Raw genomic sequence first — 23808 nt, 5'->3', positions numbered from 1 at the left:
TGACGAGCCTTTCCACTATGGCTATGCGATGACGGGGGTCAGTCGCCGTTCATGGCCTCGACGAGCGAGCGGGGTCGCATGTCCGTCCAGGTCTCGCTGATGTAGTCCAGGCAGGCCTGGCGGCTGGCGGCGGGGTGTGCGGTGCGCCAGCCGGCGGGTACCTCGGCGAACGACGGCCACAGCGAGTGCTGTCCCTCGTCGTTGACCAGCACCAGGAAGGTGCCGTCGGCGTTCTCGAAGGGGTTCTCCATTTGTCCATCTCCTTTCAGTTGAGGACGGAGGCCAGCCGGCCGGCCGTCGGATGGTCGAAGACGGCCCGGACGTCGAGGTCGCGGCCGAGGACGGCCCGGACGCGGCCGGTGACGCGCAGCGCCGCCAGCGAGTCGCCGCCCAGGGCGAAGAAGTCGTCGTCGGGGTCGACCCGGTCGTGGCCGAGCACGTCGGCGAAGAGCGCGCACAACATCGGGGTGACGTCGTCCGGTTGCGCGGCGAGCAGCGTCGCGACGGGTTCGGTCGTGCTCTCACCGATGCGGTTGAGGATCTCGAGCAGGTAGTCGGCGGCCGCCCGGGCGGTCGCCGTGGGCACCAGGTCCGGCCGGTGGCTGAACTCCAGGTAGAGTCGCTCGCCGGGTACGGCCATGAGCTTGAGCGCGTAGTGGTAGGCGTCGCGTCCGGCGAAGCCGTCCAGGCGCAGCCGCCCGCCGGTTGCCGGCAGGGCGTCGGCCGACGGGTAGTTCTCGAACACGATGGACGTGTCGAATAGCTCGCGGCGCCCGGCGATCCGCTGGATTCGGGACAACCCCAGGTGATGGTGTGCCATCAGCGCCACCTGGTTGAGCTGCACCCGGCCGAGCAGGGCACCGATCGGCTCGCCGGGATCCAGCCGGATCCGGACCGGCTGTGTGTTGATCAGCAGGCCGACGATCTCCTCGACTCCGTCCAGCTCCGGCGGGCGCCCCGAGACGGTGGCGCCGAACACCAAGTCCTGCCGGCGGGTGATCCGGTTGAGCATCAGCGCCCAGGCCACCTGAACGACTGTGTTCAGCGTGACCTCGCACGAGCGGGCCATGGCCGTTAGCGCCGCCGTGCCGCGTGCCGAGAGCTCGAGCTCCAGGCGCTGCGGCAGAGCGGTGACATCGGCAAGGCCGCGTTCGCCGACCAGGGTCGGTCCGCTCAGGCCGGCAAGCTCGGCGCGCCACGCCGCTTCGGCCGCCGCGTCCTCCTGGGCGGACAGCCAGGACAGGTACCGCTCGTACGGCACCGTTCCGGGCAGCGACGCGCCGGGGTTCGCGTAGAGCTGGAACAGGTCTCGCAGCAGCAGTGACGTCGACCAGCCGTCGACCAGGATGTGGTGCATGCTGAGCAGGAAGCGGTACCGGTCATCGGTGAGCCGCACGAGGGCCGCGCGGACCAGCGGCGGGTCGCTCAGGTCGAAACGCTCCAGCCGGTCCGTCTCCAGCACGTCGGCCAGTTCCAGCTCACGACGGTGCGGCGGCAGCGGGCGCAGGTCCCGCATGATCCACGGCAGGTCGGCGTCCGCGCCGATCACCTGGATCGGCTCGCCCGAGGCCGACAGGGTGAAGCCGGCCCGCAGTGCGCCGTGCCGGCGCAGCAGTCGCCGGCACGCTTTGCGCAACAGGTCGGCGTCCAGTTCACCGACAAGATCGAAGGCCAGCTGAACGTGGTACGGGTCGACGCCGTCGCGGTCGTACAGGGAGTGGAACAGCAGGCCCTGCTGCACCGGGTTGAGCGGGAGCCGCGCCGGCTCGCGCTCATGGACGGCGGTATTGACGAGCCCGCGCAACGCCTCGAACCACGCCGTCGCCAGAGACCGCACGTCGCGTTCAGTAAGCAGGTCCGAGGGCCAGGTCCAGGTGGCGACCAACCGGGATCCGCCCGCGTCGTCCTCAGTGACCGCGTTGAGGTCGATGACGTGCGGTAGCGGCGTGTCCGGGTGCACGCCCGGCGGCAGGACATCCGCCTCCGGCGCGACCCCGACCTCGTCGCCGCGCCGGTCCAGCCGGCCGAGGTAGTTGAAACCGATCTGGGGTGCCGGGTAGCGGCGCAGCACCGGTGCGGTCCGCGGGTTGAGGTAGCGCAGCAGGCCGTAGCCGAGCCCGTGGCCCGGCGTGCCGCGCAGGTGCCGGCCGGCCCGGCGCACCGCGTCAGCCGGATCGCCGCCGCCGGTGTCCAGTCGCGCGGGGTGCAGGCTGGTGAGCCAGCCGACCGTCCGGGACAGGTCTCCGGCGTCGTCGGCGCGCCCGTGCCCTTCCAGGTCCACCAGCACGGTGTCGTCACCGGCGATGCCGCGCTTGCGGCGCCACGCGCCGACCGCTACGGCGAGCGCGCCAAGCAGGACGTCGTTGACGTCCGCACCGAGCGCCGCCGGGACGCTGCCGATCAGCGGCGCGGTGTATTCGTCCGGGAGTGTCAGCGTCAGCGAGCCGGCGGTCGCGTAGGTGTCCCGGGCCGGGTCGAGCGGCCCGTCGGTGAGCGACGGCTCGCCGGGTGAGAGTACGGACTCCCAGTACGGCAGTTCCGCCTCCCGGGCCGGCCGGACGGCATCGGCGGCGAGCCCGCGGGCCCACGACGAGACGGAGGTCGGCACGTCGTCGAGGGCGGTGCCGCGCCACGCGGCGAGCAGATCGGGAAGCAGGACGCGCCAGGAGACGCCGTCCATCACGAGGTGATGGATCACCACGAGGAGCCGGCCGGGCCGTTCCCCCGCGTCGAACCAGACGACCCGGACCATGACGCCGGCCGCCGGGTCCAGCCCCGCGACCGCGGCCCGCGCCTCGCGAGCGATCACGTCGCGCAGCCCGCCGTCGCCCGACCCGGCCACGTCTACGCGGTGCAGCAGGCCGGCGGCGCGCACGGCGCCGGCCGGGGCCGGGTCGAGCGACCAGTCGCCGCGCAGGCTCGAACGCAGTGCGTCGTGCCGGTCCAGGACCTCCTGCAGCGCCTTCTCGATGGCCTCGGCGTGCCGGCCGGCCGGCACCCGCAGCAGCAGCGACTGGTGGAAGCCGTCCACGGTCGCGCCGCGCTCGCGCAGCCAGCCCATGATCGGTGTGGGGCCGAACGGTCCGGCCGCGTCCGGCTTCGCGGCCGGGGACTGCTCGGTCCGGCGTGCCACCGCGGCCAGGGCCCTGACGCTCTTCTGGGTGAAGACGTCCTTCGGCGTGATCACCAGGCCGGCCGTCCGGGCCCGGGCGACTAGCTGGATTGAGATGATGGAGTCGCCGCCCAACGCGAAGAAGCTGTCGTCGACACCGACGTCCGGAACGCCGAGCAGCTGGGCGAATAGCTCGGCCAGCGTCCGCTCGGTCCGGTCGTCGCTGGTCGCCCCGCCGGTGCCGGCGTCCACACCGACCGGTGCCGGCAACGCCGCGCGGTCCAGCTTGCCGTTCGGGGTCAGCGGCAGACCGGGCAGCTCAATGAAGGCGGCGGGGACCATGTACTCGGGCAGCGCCGCCTTCACCCAATCGCGGATCCGCTCGACGTCGAAGCGGTGGCCCGGCGCGCCGACCAAGTACGCGACCAGTTGCGCGACGCCGGGCGAGTCTTCGCGGGCGAGCAGTGCCACCTGGGCCACCGACGGCTGCGCCGCCAGTACCGCTTCGATCTCGCCCAATTCGATCCGGTAGCCGCGGATCTTCACCTGGTGGTCGGTGCGGCCCCCGAACATCAGATTGCCGTCCGGCTCCCACCAGGCGACGTCACCGGTGCGGTACATCCGGGAGCCGGGCGGGCCGTAGGGGTCGGCCGGGAAACGCTCGGCGGTCAGGGCGGGCCGGTTGACATAGCCGCGGGCCAGAGCGGCGCCGGCGATGTAGAGCTCGCCGGGCGTGCCCACGGGAACCACGCGCAGGTGCTGGTCCAGGACGTACAGCCGGGCGGTGTCGATCGGCCGGCCGATCGGGATCGGGCCGGGCCGGGCTGGCGCGCCCGGCTCCAGGCGGTACTCGGCGCAGCCGACCGTCGTCTCGGTCGGGCCGTACTCGTTGATCACCGTGGCGCCGGGGTGGCTCTCGCGCCAGCGGCGCAGCTGCTCGGCCGTCAGCTGCTCGCCGCCCAGCACCAGGTCCCGGGTGGGCGAGAACCAGGGGTCGAGGCCGTCGAGCAGGGGCAGGTGGCTCGGCGTGGCCTTGACGAAGGCCGGCCGGTCGAGGGCGTTACCGGCGGGCGGGGCCGAGCCGTCGAGATCCGCGAGGTGGACGCAGCCGCCGGCGCTCAGCGTGCCGAAGATTCCGGTGACGGTCAGGTCGAACGACGCCGGCGAGTGCACCAGCGCACATTCCGCGAGGCCCGGATAGGCGCGCCGCGCGAAGTCGAGATAGCCGGCGACCGCCCGGTGCTCCACGAGAACGCCCTTGGGCCGGCCGGTGGAGCCCGAGGTGTAGATCACGTACGCGGCGTTGCCCGGTGTCAGCGGTGCCGTACGTTCGGCGTCTGTGAGGTCGCTGCCGTCCTCGCCTGCCAAGGCGGCGGCGAAGCTCGGGTCGTCCAGTCGCAGCGCGCCGGGCGCGGCCGGCACGTCCGCCGTGGCCAGGACGACGACGGGCGCCAGGTCGCCGAGCATGAACGAGACCCGCTCGGCCGGATAGGCGGGATCGACCGGCGAATAGGCGCCTCCGGTCTTGAGGACGGCCAGCAGCGCGACGATCAGGTCGGCCGATCGGGGCAGCGCCACCGCGGCGAAGCGCTCGGGTCCCACGCCGTGCCGGACGAGCACCCGGGCCAGCCGGTTCGCCGCGGTGTTCAACTCGGCATAGCTCATCCGCCGCTCGCCCAGCACCACGGCCGGCGCGCCCGGTGTTCGCGCGGCCTGCCGTTCGACCAGGTCCGGCACGGTCACCTCGGGCGCGGGCACGGCCATACCCGCCCAGTTCTCCAGCAGCATGCCGCGCTCCGCCGCGCCGACCTGCTCGATGTGGCCGACCGGCGTGTCCGGGGCGGCGACGAAGGTGTCCAGCACCGCGATCAACCGGTCGAGGATCCGCTCGGCGGCGGCGTCCGCGAAGGCGTCGGGGCGGTAGTTCAGCTCCAGCCGCAGGCATTCGCTGGGCACAGCGACCAGGCTCAGCGCGTAGTGCGTGGCTCCGGTCGGCGCCTCGGCGCCGGTGTCATCGTCCGCTGAGAGCGCGGTCACGCGCAGCCCGTGCACCGCCTGACCGGCGTCGAAGGTCATCGGGGCGTTGCCGAAGCCGGTGGAGGTGTCGAACAGCTCGCCGTGTCCGGCGAGCCGCTGGATCTCGGCCAGGCCCAGGTGGCCGTGCGCCCGCAGGGCCGACTGCTCGGCCTGCAGCCGGCTCAGCAGGCCGGTGATCGGCTCCGCCGGGTCGAGCCGGGCCCGGACCGGCACGGCGTTCATCAGCAGGCCGACGATGTCCTCGACGCCGGCGAGCTCCGGCGGTCGGCCCGCGTCGGTGCTGCCGAAGATCACGTCGTCGCGACCGGCGAGGTGGCTGAGTACGGTCGCCCACGCTCCCTGCACCACGGTGTTGAGGGTGAGCCGGTGGCCGCGGGCCGCCCGGGTGAGCGCCTCGGTGGCCGTGGCGGGCAGCGTGCGCACGGCGAGCCTTGGCATCGCCGCGGATCCGGCGGCGTCGAGGCCCGGCGCCACCAGCGTCGGCGCGGCCAGTCCCGAGAGCGCGTCGCGCCACGCGCGCTCGGCGCCGGCGCAATCCTGGGCGGCGAGCCAGGACAGGTAGCCGCCGAACGAGGCGGGGGGGTCGGCGAGGGCGTCGGCGCCAGCGGCGTACACGGTCAGCAGGTCGCGCAGGACCAGCGGAAGCGACCAGCCGTCCAGCAGGATGTGGTGATAGGTGAGCGCCAGCACGTGGCGACCCTCGCCGAGCGTGGCGAAGGCGAAGCGCATCAGCGGCGGGTTGGTCATGTCGAAGCGGCGCAGGCGCTCGGCGGCGAGCAGCTCGCGCAGGCGACCCTCCCGCCGGGCCGGCTCCACCTCACGCAGGTCGAACTCGGTCCACGGCGCCCGCACCTCGCGGCGGATGAGCTGCACCGGTTCGCCCGACTTGCGCTGCTGGAAGCCGGCGCGCAGTGCGTCGTGCCGGTTCAGCAGCGTGGTGCAGGCCTCGGACATGCGCTCCGCGTCGACGTCGCCGTCGATGCCGAAGGCGACCTGGATGTGGTAGACGTCCACGCCCTCGTCGTCGTATAGGGCATGGAACAACATGCCCTCCTGCAGAGGGGTCAGCGGTAGGACCGCTGCCAGAGGCGACAGTGTCACTTCGGTCTCCACATCGTCGGGTCCCGGACGGCATGAGTTCCGGCCCGCCGATCGTGTCGGTCGGCGGGCCGTGTAGCCAGGCAGCCGACCGGCAATAGATGTTGCTGGTTCGCTGCCGTCGGCCTCCCGGTTACCGGTACCGGCGTCCACCCGTGGGTGGAGACCGCAGGCCATCGGGGGCGGCACCGGCATTTCGGGGCGGCCGGGTCTCCACCCAGGCGTGGACGCGCGCCGCCGGGCTGCCCTATATCGTGGTGAGGAATTACGGACCATCTGTCGGTGATCTCGCAACAAGCGACCGATGCGCACATTGCCCCGTTAAGGTGCCGAGACGCAGGCATGCCCCACGCCCGAACGAGTTGGCCCAGGAGGCGAACGATGTCCCATGACCTGGCGACCCTGATAGCGACCGTGGTGCTCGTCGTGGTCCTCATCCTGCAGTTCCGGGCCCGCAAGGTGAACTGGACCTTCTGGGTGCTGCCCCTGATCCCGGCCGCCTTCGGTCTGCTCTCCCCGGATCTGGTCGACCCGCAGCACCGCAACCTCTCGATCGCGCTCGACGTCGCCGTCGTCGCGGTCGGTGCGGTGATGGGCGTGATCTATGGGTTCATCGTTAAGGTGTGGCGCGACGCCGAGGACAACGTGTGGTCCAAGGCCACCCCGGTGGCGATCGCCGTCTGGCTCGCCGTGTTCGTCGCCCGCGCCGCAGTCTACTCGGCCGGTCACGCCGCGGGCGTGTACACCGGCGAGGGACCGCTGCTCTTCTCCTTCGGTGCCGTCCTGCTCACCCGCACGGCCGTGGTGACCTGGCGGGCGAGCCGCCTGCGCACCGGGGTCGCCGTCGCGAGCTGACGATGGCCGCCGAGCACACGTGGACCTCCTGGCCCTCCGCCGAAGCGGTGCACCGCTTCGGCGGAGCACGCGCCCGGAGGCTGGTCCGCCGACTGCGGATCGGCCTAGTGGTGGGCGGCGTGGTCCTGGCCGTCGTCAAGGTGCCGCCCGGCCCGCACCCGCAGGGCCGGCGGGTGGCGCTCGCGCTGGTGGGTGTGGCGCTGCTCGCGCTGGCGCTGCGCAGCCGCGGGGCCGCGCTGCGCCACGACGCCAAGGCTCTCGCCGGTTACCTGGCCGGGCTGGTCGCGGTTATCGTGGCCGCCCGGCTGCTCGGCTCCGAACTGATGGCCCTCGGCACGCTGTGGGTCTCCGCCGTCGCCTTCCTGCACCTCGCGCCCAGAGCCATGGCCGTCGGCCAAGCGCTCGCCGGTAACGTCGCGCTCTGCCTCGCTGGCCGCGGGCACGCCTGGGAGCCGATCTCCTTGATCACCCTGGCCTGCCTGGCCGGCGGTTACCTGAGCCGGCTGGACCGCGAGGCGCGGGCCCGGACCCACTACGCGCTGGCCCAGCAGCAACACGCGCTCGAGCAGGAACGGGCGGCCCGGGCGGCCGAGCAGCAGGCCCGCGCGGCGCAGGCCGAAGCGGCGATCCTGGCCGAGCGAGCCCGCATCGCCCGCGATATGCACGACGTGCTCTCGCACAGCCTTTCGGCCCAGCTGGTCCACCTCGAGGTGGCACTGCTGATGATGGAGTGCGGGGGTGACCTGTCCGAGATCCGCCCACGGGTGCACGCGGCCCGGCGGATGGCGAACGACGGTCTCGAGGAGGCGCGGGAGGCGCTCCTGGCGCTGCGCGGCGAGCATCTGCCGCTGGCCCGGCGCCTGGGCGACCTGGCCCGCGACAACGGGGCCGGTTTCCGCGAGACCGGGCCGGCGCGGCCGTTGGCGCCCGAAGCGGCGCAGGCGGCCCGGCGCGTCGTACAGGAGGCGCTGACCAACGCCCGTAAACACGCTCCCGGCAACGACGTGAGCGTGCGGCTGAGCTACCTCCCCAAAACGGTCGAGGTCGAGGTGTGCGACACGGCCGCGACCGGACCGCGGCCGCCCGAGGCCCGGCCCGAGGGGCTCGCGTCCAGTGGCACCGGCACCGGCCTGCGCGGCATGCGGGAGCGGGCCGAGCTGCTCGGCGGCACCCTTGAGGCGGGGCCGGCCGGCTCGGGTTTTCGCGTGCTGCTGAGCATTCCCGCATGACCATTGCGCGAAGGCGCCGGCCGATGGCGGACTTGACACATTATTGGCGAAACTGGTTTATGACCCACGTCACTGCGGCGGAGATCGTCGCACGCTGACGACGTATTGCCCCCTGCGTGGCGGTGAGCCGCGGGACGGACCAGGGTTGTTCCCCCTTGAGCCGCGGCGTATGTTCTGGACAACTTTCGCAGGTCGAAAGCGCTTCCGGTCGGCTTTTCGGCTCCGTGAACGACCAGCGTCCAGATATCACGACAAAGTGGACAATAGCGCATTCATTGACGGATGCGGCAGCCCGTAATCGACAGCAGGCACGGATCCCCCGGGTCCGCGGCGTGCGGCCCCGGGCTGCGCTCTGCACGGCACAGCACCGGCGGCACGCGGCGAACGGGCAGGCCGAAAAGTCTCCCCGTATTCCGAGCGCCCGTCTCATGGGGGAGAGATGAAGGTCAACCATTTCCGTAATCTCCTGGTCAGCCAGCGTAAAGTCGCGGGCTGGAGCCAGGAGGAACTCGCCGAGAGATCCGGTGTCAGCGTCCGGACCATTCGCAATCTCGAAACCGGCACGAACAAGAACCCGCGGCGCGCCTCCGTCGAGCTGATCCTGGCGGCATTCTCCGCGTCGACGACCGGCGGCGGTATCGAGATCTCTCCGGAGCAGCGCCACGCGGTCGCCACGATCGACATGGTGGATTCGCCGGCTGGATTGTTCGACGGCTCCCGGTCCTCGTGGCACGGCATCCGGCCGCGTACCGACCTGGTCGGCCGGCAAGCCGATCTCCGTCAGATCGCGACGGCGGTCCAGCGCGGCCGGGTGACCGTGCTGACCGGGCCGGCCGGTGCCGGCAAGACCCGGCTCGCGCTCGCCGCCGCCGCGCGGATCCAGCCGATGTTCGCCGACGGCGTCTCCGTCGTCGAGCTGGGTGGGGTGCCGCCCGAAGTCGACGACGAGACAGGCGGCCGCCGGAATGTGCGCCAGGCCATCGAGCAGGGGATGCCACCCGTCGCGGGCGACCCCGCCGACGAGCCGGACACCAACCTCCTGCTGGTCATCGACAACGCCGAACACGTCGTGAACTCGGCGTCGCACGTCATCCAGCAGATGCTCGCGGAACATCCGCGGCTGTCGCTGATCGTCACCTCGCGCCGCCCGCTCGCGCTCACCGCCGCGTACGTCTGGGAGGTCGCGCCCTGGACACACCTGCCGAGCGGTTCCTCGGACGCCGCCGAGCTGTTCGTGAACCGGGTGGGGTCGGCCGTGCCGACGCTCGATCTGAGCGACCAGATGGCAGTGGTGCTCAACCTCTGCCGCCGCCTCGACGGGCTGCCCCTGGCCATTGAGGCCGCGGCGCAACGGTTGCGGTCCATCTCGCTGACCACCCTGCTGCGCGGTGGGCCGATACTGCCCATGCTCGGGCCGGCCAACATCGGCGGGCTGTCGCACAACCGGCCCCTGGCGGCCGGCGTACAGTGGAGCTACGACCTGCTGACCGCGGCACAACGGGACTTGCTGCACCACCTGGCGGCCGGGCCGAGCCGTTTCACGATCGACGACCTGGTGCGGACGCCGCGGTTCACAGGGACGGCCGGAATGGCGAACCTCAACCTGCTCGCCGAGCTCGTCGACGCCTCGATGATCCAGGTACGACGCGGGGAGGTCTACGAGTACGAGGTCCTCAACGTGGTCCGCGACTACGTCACCGGCAGGCAGAACTGAGCCGCCGGCGGTTCCCGCCCGGTACGCCGGGGCGGGAACCGCCGAGCTCATCGGACGGCCTTGCGCCGCACCGCTTCGCACGCCTGGCGCAGGGCGCCGGCCGCCCGCTCGAACTGTTCCACCGAAGTCACGACCGGCGGCAGCAACCGCAGCACGGCGGGCGCGGTGAGGCACGGGGCGAGCAGCAGGCCGCGTCGCGCGCATTCCAGCAACGCGAGCCCGGCCTGCTCCAGCGTCGCGAAGGTGAGCACGCCGAAGAGCCCGGTCGTGTGGCCACCGGCGAGCACGTCCGGAAACCGCCGCAGAACCGGTTCGACGCAGTCGCGCAGCGCGGCCGCGGTGGCCGCGAATTGTTCCCCGTACTCGGCGAGCAGCTCGAGCGCCGCGATCCCCGCCGCACACGACAGCGGATGGCCGCTGAACGTGGCCGTGTGGAAGTAGGCGTCCTCAGCGAGCGGCGCGTACAGGGACTCGGTGGCGAGCACCGCCGACAGCGGCATGACGCCGCCACCCAACGGCTTGCCGAACAGCACGGCGTCCGGCTCCGCGCCCGCGGCGACGGCGACGGACACCGGGCCGCACCGGCGCAGTCCGCACTGGATCTCATCGGCGATCACGAAGGCGCCGGCCCGGTGCGCATCCTGGCTCCACCGGCGCAGCAGCGCCGGATCGAGCACCCGGCCGCCGCCCTCGCCCTGCACCGGTTCCAGGATCAGCGCCGCGAACGGCCGCTCCCGGGCCGCCTCGGCCACCGCGTCGGCCCGCGGCGGCAGGTGGCGCACGTCGCCGAGGAAACCCGCCATCGGCTGCCGACGCGGCGGGTCGGACGTGGCGGCGAGCGCGGCCATGGTCTTGCCGTGGAAGCCGCCCTCGACCGCGAGTACGGCCGGGCGGCCCGTGCGAGCGATGGCGAGCTTCAGCGCCGCCTCGACCACGTCCGAGCCGTTCAGCCCGAGCCACACCCGATCCAGGCGCGCAGGAGCGACGAGCTGGGTCAGCGTCTCGCCGAAGCGGACCGCGTAGGGGTTGGCGAGCAGCCGGGTCGAGGTGGGCATCGTGTCGAGAGCCTCATGCACGGCCCGGACCACGTGCGGCGGCCGGTGCCCGAACAGGGGCACGGCGTAGCTGCCGAAGTCCAGGGCCACCCGGCCGTCGGAGAGCCGCACCTCGGCCCCGTCGGAACCCACCTCGACCGCGCCACGCCCGACGAGCCGCTGGCGCGAAACCATGGCTGGCGGGAAGTGATCCGTGGCGGTGGCCAGCAGGCGCACCGCATCGGTTCGCTCAGTCTGGATCTGTTGCGTCAACCTGGTGGCCTTTCCCGGATCAGGGCGCCAGCGCCGGCTGCCGCGCCGAGACGACGTCCGACATGGACACGAGGATGCGGCGCTTGCCGGTGAACGCCTCCCGGCCGTGCGACCACCACATGTTGTCGATCACCAGCAGGTCGTTGCGCTCCCAGTCGAAGCGGCGGGTGTGCCTGGCGAACGCCCAGCGCACCTCGTTGACGTCGTCGTCCGGGATCGGCGCGCCGTCGCCGAAGAAGACGTCGTTCGGCAGGCCGTCCTCGCCGAGCACGCTGACCAGCGCCGAGCGCACCTCGGGCCGCAGCGCCGACTGGTGGAACAGCACGAGGTGGTTGAACCAGATGGCGGCGCCGGTGACGGGGTTGACAGCGAGGCCGGGCGCCTGCCGGCTGGTCCGCAGGCAGTCGTCGTCGCGCCACTGGAAGTCCATGCCCTTGGCCCGGCAGTAGTCCTCGACCGCGGCCCGGCTCCGGGTCTGGAACGCCGCGCGCCAGTCCAGGCCGACGCCGCTGCCGTAGTTGCGTACGTAGCGCAGGCCCCGCTCCTCGACCGCCGCCCGGATCCGGGCCGGCACGTCGCGCAGCACGGCCGACACGTCGGCGATCGGGGTCGCTCCCCCGGTCAGCGCAGGACTGACGCAGTGGAACGCCAGGCGGCCCGGCCACTCGGCGGCGTAGCTCGACTCGTTGTGCTGCGGGATCACCTCGCGGGCGGCGTACTCGGTCGAGGTGAAGACACCGTCCACGACCTCGCTGCGCGGGGTGGAGCGCTCCGTGTACTGCAGCGGCGCGAAACCCACCGCCTGCAGCGCGTGCTGGAACTCCGCGATGCCCGAGGCACGGGCGCCGCGCAGCAGGACCGCGCCGGTCGTGGTCAGGCGCTCGCGCATCCAGTCCGCCTCGGCCTCGGCCGCCGAACCGAGGTCCGCGCCGTGAACCTGCTTGACGCTGATGCCGAACACATCATCCATCTCAGTCCTCCGTCAGGGTCGTCGCCTTGCCCAGGACGAACGCGGTGATCGCGTCCACCGAGCAGAAGTGCGTGAGATTCAGCTCGCCGGTGTCCACCTCGATGCCGAACTCGCCTTCGGCGAAGCCGACCAGCTGGACCATGAACATCGAGTCGATCAACCCGGCGGCGACGATGTCCTCGTCGTCGCGAAACAGCTGGTCGATGTGCTCCTCGAGGTATCGACGGGTCTGCTCGCGAACGCCGGCGGGCGCCAAGGTACGGGTGCCATGGTTCACGCCATGATCTCCTTTCCGAGTAATGGGGGCGCCGCCGCATGCAGCAGCGCGGTCAGGGTCCGATGGGGATCCGCGTACGGGTACGCGTGCCCGCCGGGCAGCACGGTGACCGAGAAACCGGCCGCCGCGCAGGGCCGCCACGACTCCAGCTGCTCGCGCCGGGCCAGCACGTCGCCCGATCCGCCGAACACCCGTAGGTCGCAGTGAACCGGTGCCGGCTCGGCCACCCGGTAGCGTTGGGCCAGCGCGAGGTCGGTGCGGATGGTGTCCATGGCGTACCGCAGGAACCGCGTGTACCGGCGCAGCTCCGGCGGCACGCCGCCGATGCGCTCCAGCCAGCGCAGCAGGCCGTCGTCGTCGAGCTGCGACACCCGCCCGGTCAGCGGGTCGTGCGGCGGGCGGGACGCGGACACCAGCAGGGCGGTCGGCGCCGGGAGCCCGGCCAGCTCGATGCGCCGGGTCAGCTCGTACGCCACCAGGGCGCCGAAGCTGTGGCCGAACAGCGCGTACGGGCTGGTGACCGCGTCCCGCAGGTCCTCGACGAGCGAGTCGGCCAGCTCCTGCACGGTGCCGGGAGCGGGCTCGGCGGCGCGGGTGCCGCGGCCCGGCAGGCCGACCGTGGCGACCTCGACGCCGACGGGAACGGCCGGGCGCCAGGCGGCGAACGAGCTGGCGGTGCCGCCGGCCTGCGGCAGACAGAGCAGCCGGAACCGGGGCGTGCTGCTGCCGAACCGGCTGACGATCGCCGGCGTCCGGACCGCCCCGCCGGTCACGACGATCCGCGCAGGTAGGTGGTGATGCGGGCGGCGAAGGCGTCGGCCAGCCGCGAGCAGAACTCGCCGGACACCCGGTCGGGGTGGTACGCGACGACCAGCCGGGCGCTGCCGTCCGCGGCCGGCCAGACCTCGGCGTAGACCTCGCTCGCGACGCCCGGGTAGTGCGGGCGGAAGAAGCGCGTCGTCAGCCCGTCCAGCGGCAGCTCGCCCGGATTGTTGTCCTGCAGCAGGAACATGGTCTGCCACAGCGCGTTGCGGTCGCCGGCGGCCGGGTTGCGGTGCAGCTCCACCACCTCGGGTACGGGCACGTCCTGGGCGGCGAACGCCTCGGTCACGGCCCGGGCGGTCCGATCGATGGCGTCGGCGGGCGAGATCCGTGGGTCCGGGTGCGGGCGCAGGCAGACGATGTTGATGACGCAGCCGACCGTGCCGCCGAGCGTGCTGTTGCTGCGACGGTTCACCACGGTGCCGACGCCGAAGTCGTGCTCGCCGGTCAGCTCCGCCATCGCCTGGGCGTACGCGCTGAGATAGACCGAGAACGGGCTCACCTGGTGTGCCGAGGCGAGGCGGCGCACGCCGACGACCGTGCCTTCCGGCAGCGGGCGGTCGAACATGCGGCTTGGTGTGCCTTTCGGGCTCTCGGCCCCACCGGGGAAGGTCAGCATACGTACGCCGTCGAGCGCCTTTGTCCAGTAGTCACGCTGGCCGGGCAGGTCCACGTACGGGAGGTGTTCGGCGCGTGCCGCGGCGACCTGCGGCAGCGTCGGCGTCGGCGGCAGCTTGAGCGGCTCGCCCTTCCTGGCCGCGTTGTAGGCGCGGGCCAGGTCGCCGGCCATCAGCCCGGCGGACCCGCCGTCGAAGGCGACATGGTGCACGGCGAAGCCGAACAGGGTGACCGGAACCTCCCGCACGGCCACGTAGACGGCGCGCCACACGTCGCCCTGGACCAGGCGGAACGGCCGGGCCAGCTCGACGGCCAGCAGCTCGTGGGACTGTTCCTCGTTGTCGACCAGGAACTCGATCAGCCGAGGGGCGGGCAAGCCGGACGGTTCGGCGTATGGGACCTGCTTGAACTTGTAGACGGCGCTCAAGTACGCGTGCCGCTCGTGGATGGAGGCGACCGCGGCCCGCAGCGCCCTGCGGTCCGGGCGACCCTCGATGCGCCAGCTGCGTACGCAGTGCAGCGAGAGGTCGTCGGGCTTGAAGACGTGCTTCATGAACATGAACGCCGGCATGCCGGTCAGGGGTGTCATGGCCGCGTCCGGCTCCGCCGGTGACTGCCGCATCGGGGCTTCGGCACCTGTTCGCGCCAGCCACGCCGCCAGCGACCGCACGGTCCGGGTCGTGAACATCTGCGACAGGGGCACCGGGCGGCCCAGCCGGTCGCCGAGCCGGGCGCAGATCTGGCCGAGCTGCAGGGAGGTGACGCCGATCGCGGTCAGCACCACGTCCGGCGGGATGTCCGCGGACATGACGCCGATCACTGCGCGGACAGTCTCGACGATCGTGTCGTGCAAGGTGTCCGGAACCGCCGGCGATGCCTGGGGCGTGTTCCCGCCAGTGGTCGTCCTCGACCGGGTAGGCACGGACATGGGCACTCTCTCCTCTGCTGCTCTCGGTAAGCGCGCCGACGGCGGTCAGGTCGCAAGGATGATGTCCACGGCGCCGGACGGCGTTCCAGGCAACGGATGCGGCAATTGCCCCTGCCGGTTGCCTGCCTGGCCGTGGCGGGCCGGTGGACGGCAGCATCGAGGGGGCCGAATCGACGACCGTTTGAAGAGGTACCGATGCCCCCGTCTGCGTCAACGCTATGGCGAGACCGCGACTACATGAGCTGGTGGATCGGGAACGGGTTATCGGCGCTCGGCAGCAGCATGTCGACGCTCGCCTACCCGCTGCTGGTGCTGTACACGACCGGCTCAGTGGCCCGGGCCGGCGCGCTGACGGCGGCCAACCTGATCGCATCACAGCTGATGACGCTGGTGGGCGGCGGCCTCGCCGACCGGATCTCCCGGCGAGCCGTCATGATTACCGGTTCGCTGGTCCAGGCGGGCGCGCTCGGCACCGTGGCCCTTTTCGCGCGCGGCGGTCCCGTGTCGATGCCCGCGCTGCTGGCCGCGGCCACGGTCAGCGGGCTCGCCACGGGGTTGACCTTCGGCGTCTCGGCGCCCGTCCTGCGGCGGCTGGTCGGCACCGGCCGGATCGGACAGGCCACCGCGCAGGGCCTCGGCCGAGACCTGACCGCACAGCTGCTCGGCTCGCCGCTGGGCGGTGCGCTGTTCGCCGTCGCCCGCTGGCTGCCGTTCCTCGCCGACGCGATCTCGTTCGTTCTCGCCGCGCTGGGCGTCGCGCTGATCCGCAAGCCGCTAGGCCCCGACCGCGCCGAACGCGAGCGCCGGGTACCCGTGACGGCCGACATCGCCGACGGCGTACGGCTGGTGCTGCGGCATCCGTACCTGCGCTTCACCGTCGTCTGGGGAGCGTTGCTCAACGCGGCCGCCCAGGGCTTCTTCCTGTTGCTCATCGCCCTGGTCCGCCACCGCGGCGGCGGACCGGCGACCATCGGCGCGGTCAACGCGACGGCGCTGCTCGGCGGCGTGCTCGGTTCGATCGCCGGCCCGCTCGCGCTGCGCCGGTTGCCGGCCCGCCGGATCCTGACCTCGGCAATGTGGGTGTTCGCCGTCTCGTTCGCCGCCGTCACCCTCGTGCCCCGACCCTGGCAGATCGGCGCGGTCCTGCTGGTCGCCATGACGGCGATGGTGCCGCTCAACGTCGTGCTCGAGTCGTACGAGGTGCGGGTCGTGCCGGACGGCTACAGCGGTCGGGTGACGGCCGTGACCCGCTTCGGCATGCAGTCCGTCCAGTGGGCCGGGCCGCTGCTCGCGGGTGTTCTCGCCGACCACTACGGCCTGCGCGCCGCCATTCTCGTGCCGCTGGCGGTCGTGGTGGTGCTCGCGGTGGCGCTGCACCTGAGCCGATCCACGCTGGCGATCCTGGATGGGCCGCTGGCGCAGGTGCCGGAGCTCGTTCCGGCGGAGATCCTCGCCGATCCGGCGGCATTGCCGGTCCGGGCGCTCACCGATTCGGAGGCATCGCCGGTCTCGTCGCTCGTGAATCCGCCGTCGCGGACATGAGAGAATTCGGTGTGACCGTCAGGGTTCTCATCGCCGATGATCAGCGTCTGGTCCGGGAGGGCCTAGCCACCATGCTCGGCCTGCTGGACGGCATCGAGGTGGTCGGTGTCGCCGTCGACGGGCACGACGCCGTGCGCCAGACCGCGGCGGCCGACCCCGACGTCGTCCTGATGGACCTCGGCATGCCATCCCTCGACGGCATCGGCGCGATCGAGCGACTCGTCGCCGACGGCAGCCGCGCGCGCATCGTCGTGCTCACCACGTTCGCCGACGACGAATCCGTGTTCCGGGCACTGCGCAGCGGCGCGCGCGGTTTCCTCACCAAGAACGCCGGCGCCCACGAGATCCGGCAGGCCATCCTGACCGTCGCGGCCGGTGAGGCGCAACTCGATCCCTCGGTGCAGCGGCGGGTCATCGAGACGTTCGTCGCCAGGCCCGCGCCGCCGCCGGCGCCGTTACCGCGGCCCGATCCCGCCCCGCCGGTGGAGATTCACGAGGACGGCCTGACCGCGCGTGAGGTCGAGGTGCTCACCGAGATCTGTCACGGCCACTCGAACGCCGAGATCGCGCAACGCCTCTTCATCTCCGAGGTGACGGTCAAGACCCACGTCAATCATCTGCTGTCCAAAACCGGTCAGCGCGACCGTGCGGCCTTGGTGGCACACGCTTTCCGCACGGGCCGGGTCCGGCTGCCCTGAGCCGGACCCGGCCCGCCCGCTACTTCGCCGGCTCCGACCCGGCCAGCACCCCGAGCAGCTGCGCGTGAGCGCCGGCCAGCGCTCGCAGCGGCGCGGCCTTCACGACCGTCTCCGCGACCTCGGCGGCAGGGTCGGACAGGGCGGTGATGGCCCCACCGACGCCGTACCGGACCCGGTCGCGGGTGACCACGACCGTGCGGATCACCACGCTCAGATCGGCGGCGCCGGTCAGCGAGAAGTAGCCCATGACGCCCGCGTAGATACCGCGCGGGCCGCCCTCCAGCCGGTCCAGGATCTCCATGGTCCGCGCCTTCGGCGCCCCCGTCATCGAGCCGGGCGGGAACGCCGCGCGGACGCAGTCCACCGCGGTGCTGTCCGGCCGCAGCCGCGCGGTCACGGTGCTCACGAGCTGGTGTGCCAGCGGGTGGGTCTCGATGCGGAACACGTCGTCGGCGGTGACCGAGCCGATCCGGGAGCAGCGACCCAGGTCGTTGCGAACCAGATCGACGATCATCAGGTTCTCGGCCCGGTCCTTGACGTCGGCGGCCAGGTCGGCGGCGAGCGCGCGGTCCTCGTCCGGCGTCGCGCCCCGCGGCCGGGTTCCCTTGATGGGCCGCGACTCCACGGCACCGCCGGCGCCGACCCGCAGGAACCGTTCGGGCGAGGTGCTCAGCACGTTGACGTCGCCGAACTCCAGCAGCGCGCCGAACCACGCGGGGTTCTCCCGCCGCAGGTACCGGTAGGTCGGCCACACCCGCAGGCCGCCGTCCGCCTCGATCTGGTTCGTCAGGCAGATCTCGTAGCTCTCTCCCGCGGCGATCTGGGCCTGGCTGCGCTCGATCAGGTCGATGTACTCGGCCCGCCCATGGCGCACCCGCAGCTCGGGCAGCGGCGGCGGAGCCTCCGGCGCCGGCAACCGCGTACCGGCCATCGCGGCCAGGCGGGCCGCGGTGCCCGCCAACCAGTCCCGGGCGGCGGCCTCGGCACCGTCCTCGGCGAGCGCCAGCAGGTGCATGACGCCCTCTTGGTGGTCGATGAGCACGGCGCGGTCGGCGAACACGAGTACGGCGTCCGGGTCGTCGGAGCGATGGGTGAGCCGGGCACCGCACTTGGCCTTCAGCTCGTACCCCAGGTAGCCGACCCAGCCGAGCGCGAAGCCGCCGGGCAGTCCCGGGTCGTCGATCCGCGCTGCGGCGAGGTCGTCGGCGAGCCAACGCAGCAGCTCACCGTCGAACACGCGGGTGCCGCGCGCCGAGCGTACGGTCAGTGTGCCGGCGACGACGTCGGCGCGGAGCACTCGGGCCAAGGGCCCGATCGCGTCGCCCATCATCGAGAACCGCCCGGTCTCGCCCTCGGACCGGCTGCTGTCCAGCCAGTACGCATGATCGCGTCCCTGGAACAGCTCGGAGTAGGCGACCTCGCCGTCGCACCCGGCCGGGACGGTGCGGGTCAGCACCCGCAGCCGGCGGGCGGGCCGGGCGGCCTGGGCCGGCACCACGGCGGAGGGCCTGGTCCGCCGCCGCGGACGCCCGCGACTGACCGTGAGGTCCCGGAAGTTGGCCAGGATCGCCCGGCCGTGCCGACCGCCGATGGACTCGGGATGGAACTGGACCCCCCACTGCGGCAGCCGCCGGTGCCGCAGGCCCATCACCAGGCCGTCGGCGGTCCACGCGGTTTCCGCAAGCTCACCGGGGACCCGGCTCACCGCCAGCGAGTGGTAGCGGGCCACCGGGAACGCGGGCGGCAGGCCGTCGAACAGGTCGAGGCCGTCGTGGCGGATGGTCGAGGAGCGGCCGTGGAACGGCTCGGGAGCTCGGCTCACCTCGCCGCCGTACGCCTCGGCCAGGCCCTGGTGTCCCAGGCAAACCCCGAGCACAGGTACGTCGCCGGCGCGGATGAGGTCGCGGCAGATCCCGAAGTCCGCGTCCCGGCCCGGGTGGCCGGGGCCCGGAGAGATCACCACGTTGTCGAAGAACACCCGGTGCTCCGGGCGCCACCGAGGATCGTCGTTGACCACGACCTCGGGCTCGGAGCCGTTGATCTCCGCCAGGTAGTGGAAGAGGTTGTAGGTGAACGAGTCGTAGTTGTCGACCAGCAGCGTGCGCATCGCCTGTTCCCGCACGTTCACCGTGGCCGGATCTCGATGAGCAGGTGCTCGATGGTGTGATCGCCCTCGGTATAGGTGTGGCGGCGCAACACCGACAGCCGCCGCCCGGTCTCCCCGGCGAGTCGCTCGAGCTCCTCGCGATCGCCGCGCCCGCTGAAGTGCAGCAGGACCCGGCCGCCCGGTGTGACCCAGCCGGGCGCCTCATGCAGGAAGCGGCGATGCGCCGCGTATCCTGGATCGACGTACGCACACTCATCGATGGATGCGTACCGGTAGCTGCCCGGCGCGTGGACGTAGTTCGAATGCCAGTACACCAGATCGAAGCGTTCCGCCGGGTCCAGCCCGGAGAAGAGATCACCATAGACGGCGCGCACGCTCGGCGAGCAGTGGTGCCGGCTCGCGTTGAGCGCGGCGTTACATACGGCATCGGGGTTGATGTCCGAGGCCACCACCCGCTGGCATCCGGCCAGGGCGGCGGACACCGCGATCACACCGGTGCCGCAGCCGATCTCCAGCATCGACGACGGCACCTCCACGTCCAGGCCGAGCAGGTCCAGCGCGAAGCCCGTGGTCGGCGAGAACACCGGCGCGAAGACACCCGGCAGCAGGTACCACTCGCGACCGTTCAGAACGAATGTGGACGGTCGATCCGGCCTGGTCCGCGCCTCGGCGCTACGCCGCAAGGACAACCTGTAGTCCTGAATCTCCAGCACGATCCCTCCCCGTGAGGACGACCGAACGCTATCGATCGGCCTCGCTCATTCTCATGGCTGGGGCGCGCGGCCGGAAGGTGGGCGAGCGACAGATCCTGCCGCCGCGGCGGTGACCGGGCCATCACCGTTTGGCGAAATCGATCGCCGTCGGTAGCCTCGCTCTGGGAGCCGCGGCTGGACGGCGCGGCGACAACGGGGGAACACATGGAGGAACGTTGCCGAACGGCGACAGCTCAGCCTTGTGCGTACTGGAAATCCTCGCCCAGGGCGGCACGGCGGCCCATCTGCGTCAGCGCATCGGCGCCGCGGTCGCCGCGGCCGACGACAAGGAGGGCCTGCAGGAGGCCGCCGACCTGGCCCTGGCACTCTGCACACAGCTGGAACGACATCAGCACCACGAGAAGGAACTCGCGTCGCTGGTCGACCTCGGCCGCGAGCTGACCGCACCCCTCGAGTTCGACGCGCTGCTGCGGCTCGTCGCCCGTCGCGCGCGTCTACTGATCGGTGCCGATATCGCCTACATCGCGCTGCGGGCCGACGGTGCGACGACCGCCCAGGTTCGCGTCTCCGACGGACACGTCTCCACCCTCAACATCGGCCTGCACGTGCCGATGGGTGCGGGACTCGGCAGCGAGGTGCTCAGCAACCCGTCGCCGACCTGGTCCGCCGACTACATGACTGACGCGCGGATCCGGCACAATCCGGCGGTCGACGAAGCGGTGCGCGCCGAGGGCCTGCACGCGATCCTCGCGACCCCGCTGTCCGGCACGACCGGCCCGTTCGGCGCGCTGTACGTCGGCATCCGCACCGTCCGCAACTTCACGCGCGACGAGGTCGCCCTAGTCAGCTCGATCGGCGACCTGGCCGGCGCCGCGATCCAGCGGGCGCTGAACTTCGATGAGACCCGGCAGGCCGCCGCCGCCGAGACCGGCCGCGCCGAGCTGGCCCGCGCGGAGGCTGTCCGGCTGCGCGAACGGCTGACCTGGGAGCACGAGCTGTTCGACCTGGTGCTCGCCAGCGGCAGCCCGCAGGACCTGCTCGACAGCGCCCGCGAGCGGCTGGGCGGCGCGCTGCGGCTCATCCACGTGAACGGGTCGGTCATCGGTACGGCCGGCGAGCTGCCGGGGCTGGCGCAGGCGGACGAAGAGGCGTACGCGATGGCCGCGCACGCCGCCGCCGGTGTCGTGCCGGTCCGCGACGACCTGCACGTGACCGGCATCCGCGTCGGCCAGGAGAGCCTCGGTACCCTGTTTCACCACGGCCCGGTTGACACGGACATGCTGGCGGCGGTCGCCGCGGTCGTCGCCGTCCTGCTCGCCCGGCCGGGCAAGAATGTCCCACCGGCGGGAGAGGGCCGCAGCGACGTCCTCGACGACATGTTGGCCGAACCCCAGATCCCGCCGCAGCAGCTCGAGCGTCGCGCCGAGCGCATCGGCCTGGACCTGAGCACGCCGCACCTGTTGCTGGTGATCGCGCTGGACGGCCGGCCCAGTACCGACGTGGCGACCTGGACGGCGATGCGCGCACACCGGGTCGGTGGTCTGGCCACCAGCCGCAACGGCGCGGCCGTTCTGATGGTGCCCGGCACCGACCCGGGCGCCACCGCCCGGGCCGTGCACGCCGAACTGAGTCCGCTGCTGCGCGGCTCGATGACGGTGGGCGCGGCCGGGCCGGTGCAGGGTCCAGCCGCCGTCTACCACGGCTACCGGGAGGCGCGGCGCTGCGTGGAGGCGATGAACGCGCTCGGGCTGGCCGGCAACGCCGGCTCGGCCCGGGAGCTCGGCTTCTTCGGTGTGCTGCTCTCGGACAACCGCGACGTCGACGGCTTCGTCGAGGCCACCATCGGCCCGGTGCTCGAGTACGACCAACTTCGCGCCACCGACCTGGCACACACCCTGGACGCCTACTTCGAGACCGGCGGAAGCCCCACCTACGCCGCCCAGCGGCTGCACGTTCACGCCAACACCGTGGCTCGGCGCCTGGAACGCATCACCGAACTGCTCGGCACCGACTGGCAGAAGCCCGAGCGGCAGCTCGAGGTGCACCTGGCGCTGCGGCTCGCCCGGATCCGCCGCCTCATCGGCACCGAGCGCCCGGACACCGCCGACTGATCCGGCCCGGTGGTCACGCCACCGGCTCCCATCCCGCGGCCCGCTCGGCCCGCTCGTTCAGCGCGGCGACCGTGCAGGCGATCGACGCCAGTGTCGTGTGCCGGTGCCAGCCGTGATACGAACGGCCCGAGAAGTCACGCAGCCCCACCCGGTCGGCGAGCGCAGCGTCCTTGTCGGTCCGCGACAGCAGGCGGCACAGCCGCATCCGCTCCGCGACGCCCGCGTCCACGTCGGTCAGCCACAGCTGGCCGCGCCACGGCTGACCCGGCACGCCGAACCCGAACAGGTCGGCCTCACCGCCCCGGCCCGGCAACCGCACCCGCGCCGTGGCCACCAGGGCGGCATCGCCCACCCGCTGCCGCCCGGGACGCGGCCGGCCCATCGCGGCCATGATCCGGTACGCGGCCACCTGCTCACCCCCCAGTCCGAGGCCGAGTGCCGGCGACACGCGCACCAGATAGGGAAGTTGCCGATCCCGCAGGCGCCGCACCACCGCCATAGCGTCGCCTTCTCGCGCGTCCAGGACGACCGGGCGCACCGGCAGCCCGGCGGCCGCGTCGGAGGCCGCCCGCACCGCACAGTCGGTGAGGCTCTCCACGCCGAGCGCCTCCGGAATCGCGGCCCGCGTACGCTTGCGTCGGTCGCTCAGCCAGCCGTCGGGCAGGTGCAACCGACAGTTCACCGGGAATCCGGCGTCCTCGCCGGCCAGCCACACACCGATGGCCTCCTGCGCGTTCATCACCTGTCCCCGGTCGCGCACGAATCGTTTCGTGACACCGACCGAATGCTCACCCACCTTGGGGATCAGCATCGGCCGCACCACCCACGCGCCCCCCGGTGCCCGCCTCGACACATAACCGGCCAGCGCCTGCCACACGGCACGCCAGTCCCACGTGGAGCTGGTGACGAAGTGATGCAGCCCCTGCTGGGCCCCGGTACCGTCGGACACCGCCGCGATGTTGCGGATCGACTTGCGACCGTGGGCCCCGAGCAGGCCCCGCACGTATCGCCGGCCCTTGTCACGCTGGTCGCTGCGGCGCAGCGACACGAACGCGGCGGCACACACCTCGTCAAGCAATTGGTCCCGCGGACCGGCGGACGGCACCGCCCGAATCCGGGTAACGACGTCGGACATCCGTGCACCACCCTCGCTAACCGATCACGTATCGCCATCGACGGAGTCACCGTAGGCAACCGATCACGCCACGGGTCAGGTGCACGAATCCTCTATCTCACGCAAGCAACGGTGGCCGGAACCCCATCCAGGACCGGCGTCCCCGGGGGTTACCCCGACCGCGGTGGTTGCAGAACCATCAGGCAGCGGCTCGTTTCGGGCCCGCGGGCCCCGCACCGGTGCCGGCGCCGGGCCGATTCCCCTTTTCAACACGGTGGTGGCCGAACCACCGCACCCGCTGTCCGGGCGTTACGGCCGCGGCGCGGTCATTGGTCGCCGGTGCCCGCGGAGATCGCCGGTGGCTCCGCCTCCGGAGGCTCCGGCGCGTGGTCGAACCAGATGGCGGGTCAGCGCGAGGTCTTCGGCGCTCAATCCGGCCATCACACTCGCGGCGCGCGGCCGCAAGACCTCGGCGGTGTAGCAGGCAGGCCTACACCTGCTCATCGCACCCTGATGCCTACCGCATTCCCGCCCACGAGCGACCCGACATGCCTCC

At 72.2% G+C, this 23808-nt stretch carries 16 protein-coding genes; 6 read left to right on the top strand and 10 right to left on the bottom strand.

Annotated elements, in window-relative coordinates:
• Positions 1-38 precede the first annotated feature (38 nt).
• Together ABT297_RS17985 and ABT297_RS17980 are read right to left on the bottom strand one after the other, a co-directional pair.
• Entirely contained in the window at positions 39-251 is a 213-nt protein-coding gene (locus ABT297_RS17985; RefSeq protein ID WP_350550460.1) for an MbtH family protein, read from the bottom strand.
• Positions 252-265: 14 nt separating this feature from the next.
• Positions 266-6250 (bottom strand): non-ribosomal peptide synthetase, encoded by a 5985-nt coding sequence (locus ABT297_RS17980; RefSeq protein WP_350550457.1) that lies wholly within the window; start codon positions 6248-6250, stop codon positions 266-268.
• Positions 6251-6628: 378 nt separating this feature from the next.
• On the opposite strand from ABT297_RS17980, the gene ABT297_RS17975 reads away from it, so the two are divergent.
• The 3 genes from ABT297_RS17975 to ABT297_RS17965 all read left to right on the top strand — a co-directional run bounded on the left by ABT297_RS17975 (position 6629) and on the right by ABT297_RS17965 (position 10045).
• Positions 6629-7102: a hypothetical protein gene (locus tag ABT297_RS17975; RefSeq protein WP_350550453.1), complete on the top strand. Its 474-nt coding sequence runs from the start codon at positions 6629-6631 to the stop codon at positions 7100-7102.
• A 2-nt stretch (positions 7103-7104) separates the two neighbouring features.
• Entirely contained in the window at positions 7105-8331 is a 1227-nt protein-coding gene (locus tag ABT297_RS17970) for a sensor histidine kinase (RefSeq protein ID WP_350550450.1), read from the top strand.
• Between the two features lie 439 nt (positions 8332-8770).
• A complete protein-coding gene (locus ABT297_RS17965; protein ID WP_350550448.1) occupies positions 8771-10045 on the top strand; it encodes a helix-turn-helix domain-containing protein in 1275 nt (424 codons plus the stop codon).
• Between the two features lie 47 nt (positions 10046-10092).
• Here the strand turns inward: ABT297_RS17965 and ABT297_RS17960 are convergent, their stop codons facing one another.
• The 5 genes from ABT297_RS17960 to ABT297_RS17940 form a co-directional block, all read right to left on the bottom strand.
• Complete coding sequence (locus tag ABT297_RS17960; RefSeq protein ID WP_350550446.1) at positions 10093-11274, bottom strand: aminotransferase class III-fold pyridoxal phosphate-dependent enzyme; 1182 nt, start codon at positions 11272-11274, stop codon at positions 10093-10095.
• A 97-nt stretch (positions 11275-11371) separates the two neighbouring features.
• Positions 11372-12322 (bottom strand): TauD/TfdA family dioxygenase, encoded by a 951-nt coding sequence (locus ABT297_RS17955; RefSeq protein ID WP_350550444.1) that lies wholly within the window; start codon positions 12320-12322, stop codon positions 11372-11374.
• A 1-nt stretch (position 12323) separates the two neighbouring features.
• Complete coding sequence (locus ABT297_RS17950; RefSeq protein WP_350550441.1) at positions 12324-12599, bottom strand: acyl carrier protein; 276 nt, start codon at positions 12597-12599, stop codon at positions 12324-12326.
• Positions 12596-13372, bottom strand: coding sequence for a thioesterase II family protein (locus ABT297_RS17945; protein ID WP_350550439.1), 777 nt, complete (start codon positions 13370-13372; stop codon positions 12596-12598). The genes ABT297_RS17950 and ABT297_RS17945 overlap by 4 nt, the downstream gene beginning before the upstream one ends.
• Positions 13369-14967 (bottom strand): condensation domain-containing protein, encoded by a 1599-nt coding sequence (locus tag ABT297_RS17940; RefSeq protein WP_350550436.1) that lies wholly within the window; start codon positions 14965-14967, stop codon positions 13369-13371. The genes ABT297_RS17945 and ABT297_RS17940 overlap by 4 nt, the downstream gene beginning before the upstream one ends.
• Positions 14968-15204: 237 nt before the next feature.
• Here ABT297_RS17940 and ABT297_RS17935 point away from each other — a divergent pair, with 237 nt between their 5' ends.
• Entirely contained in the window at positions 15205-16509 is a 1305-nt protein-coding gene (locus ABT297_RS17935; protein ID WP_350550433.1) for an MFS transporter, read from the top strand.
• Between the two features lie 11 nt (positions 16510-16520).
• The gene (locus tag ABT297_RS17930) at positions 16521-17207 is read left to right on the top strand and encodes a response regulator transcription factor (RefSeq protein WP_350550430.1); all 687 of its coding nucleotides are present in this window, start codon (positions 16521-16523) and stop codon (positions 17205-17207) included.
• Positions 17208-17226: 19 nt separating this feature from the next.
• On the opposite strand, the gene pabB is transcribed toward ABT297_RS17930, so the two are convergent.
• The gene (gene pabB, locus ABT297_RS17925; RefSeq protein ID WP_350550428.1) at positions 17227-19335 is read right to left on the bottom strand and encodes an aminodeoxychorismate synthase component I; all 2109 of its coding nucleotides are present in this window, start codon (positions 19333-19335) and stop codon (positions 17227-17229) included.
• Entirely contained in the window at positions 19332-20027 is a 696-nt protein-coding gene (locus ABT297_RS17920) for a 50S ribosomal protein L11 methyltransferase (RefSeq protein ID WP_350550425.1), read from the bottom strand. The genes pabB and ABT297_RS17920 overlap by 4 nt, the downstream gene beginning before the upstream one ends.
• A 239-nt stretch (positions 20028-20266) precedes the next feature.
• Between ABT297_RS17920 and ABT297_RS17915 the strand changes: the two genes are divergently transcribed.
• Complete coding sequence (locus ABT297_RS17915) at positions 20267-22138, top strand: helix-turn-helix domain-containing protein (protein WP_350550422.1); 1872 nt, start codon at positions 20267-20269, stop codon at positions 22136-22138.
• Positions 22139-22151: 13 nt separating this feature from the next.
• On the opposite strand, the gene ABT297_RS17910 is transcribed toward ABT297_RS17915, so the two are convergent.
• Positions 22152-23273 (bottom strand): IS701 family transposase, encoded by a 1122-nt coding sequence (locus ABT297_RS17910; protein WP_350550419.1) that lies wholly within the window; start codon positions 23271-23273, stop codon positions 22152-22154.
• Positions 23274-23808: the final 535 nt, after the last annotated feature.

The organism is Dactylosporangium sp. NPDC000555 (genome assembly GCF_040300025.1).
GTDB lineage: Bacteria > Actinomycetota > Actinomycetes > Mycobacteriales > Micromonosporaceae > Dactylosporangium.
Note: the sequence above shows the minus strand (reverse complement) of the source record. Positions and strands in the feature narration are given on the sequence as shown.

Coding starts and splice junctions, on each gene's coding strand:
- ABT297_RS17985 (WP_350550460.1), bottom strand. CDS start 251: ATGGAGAACCCCTTCGAGAACGCCGACGGCACCTTCCTGGTGCTGGTC.
- ABT297_RS17975 (WP_350550453.1), top strand. CDS start 6,629: ATGTCCCATGACCTGGCGACCCTGATAGCGACCGTGGTGCTCGTCGTG.
- ABT297_RS17970 (WP_350550450.1), top strand. CDS start 7,105: ATGGCCGCCGAGCACACGTGGACCTCCTGGCCCTCCGCCGAAGCGGTG.
- ABT297_RS17965 (WP_350550448.1), top strand. CDS start 8,771: ATGAAGGTCAACCATTTCCGTAATCTCCTGGTCAGCCAGCGTAAAGTC.
- ABT297_RS17960 (WP_350550446.1), bottom strand. CDS start 11,274: ATGGTTTCGCGCCAGCGGCTCGTCGGGCGTGGCGCGGTCGAGGTGGGT.
- ABT297_RS17955 (WP_350550444.1), bottom strand. CDS start 12,322: ATGGATGATGTGTTCGGCATCAGCGTCAAGCAGGTTCACGGCGCGGAC.
- ABT297_RS17940 (WP_350550436.1), bottom strand. CDS start 14,967: ATGTCCGTGCCTACCCGGTCGAGGACGACCACTGGCGGGAACACGCCC.
- ABT297_RS17935 (WP_350550433.1), top strand. CDS start 15,205: ATGAGCTGGTGGATCGGGAACGGGTTATCGGCGCTCGGCAGCAGCATG.
- ABT297_RS17910 (WP_350550419.1), bottom strand. CDS start 23,273: ATGTCCGACGTCGTTACCCGGATTCGGGCGGTGCCGTCCGCCGGTCCG.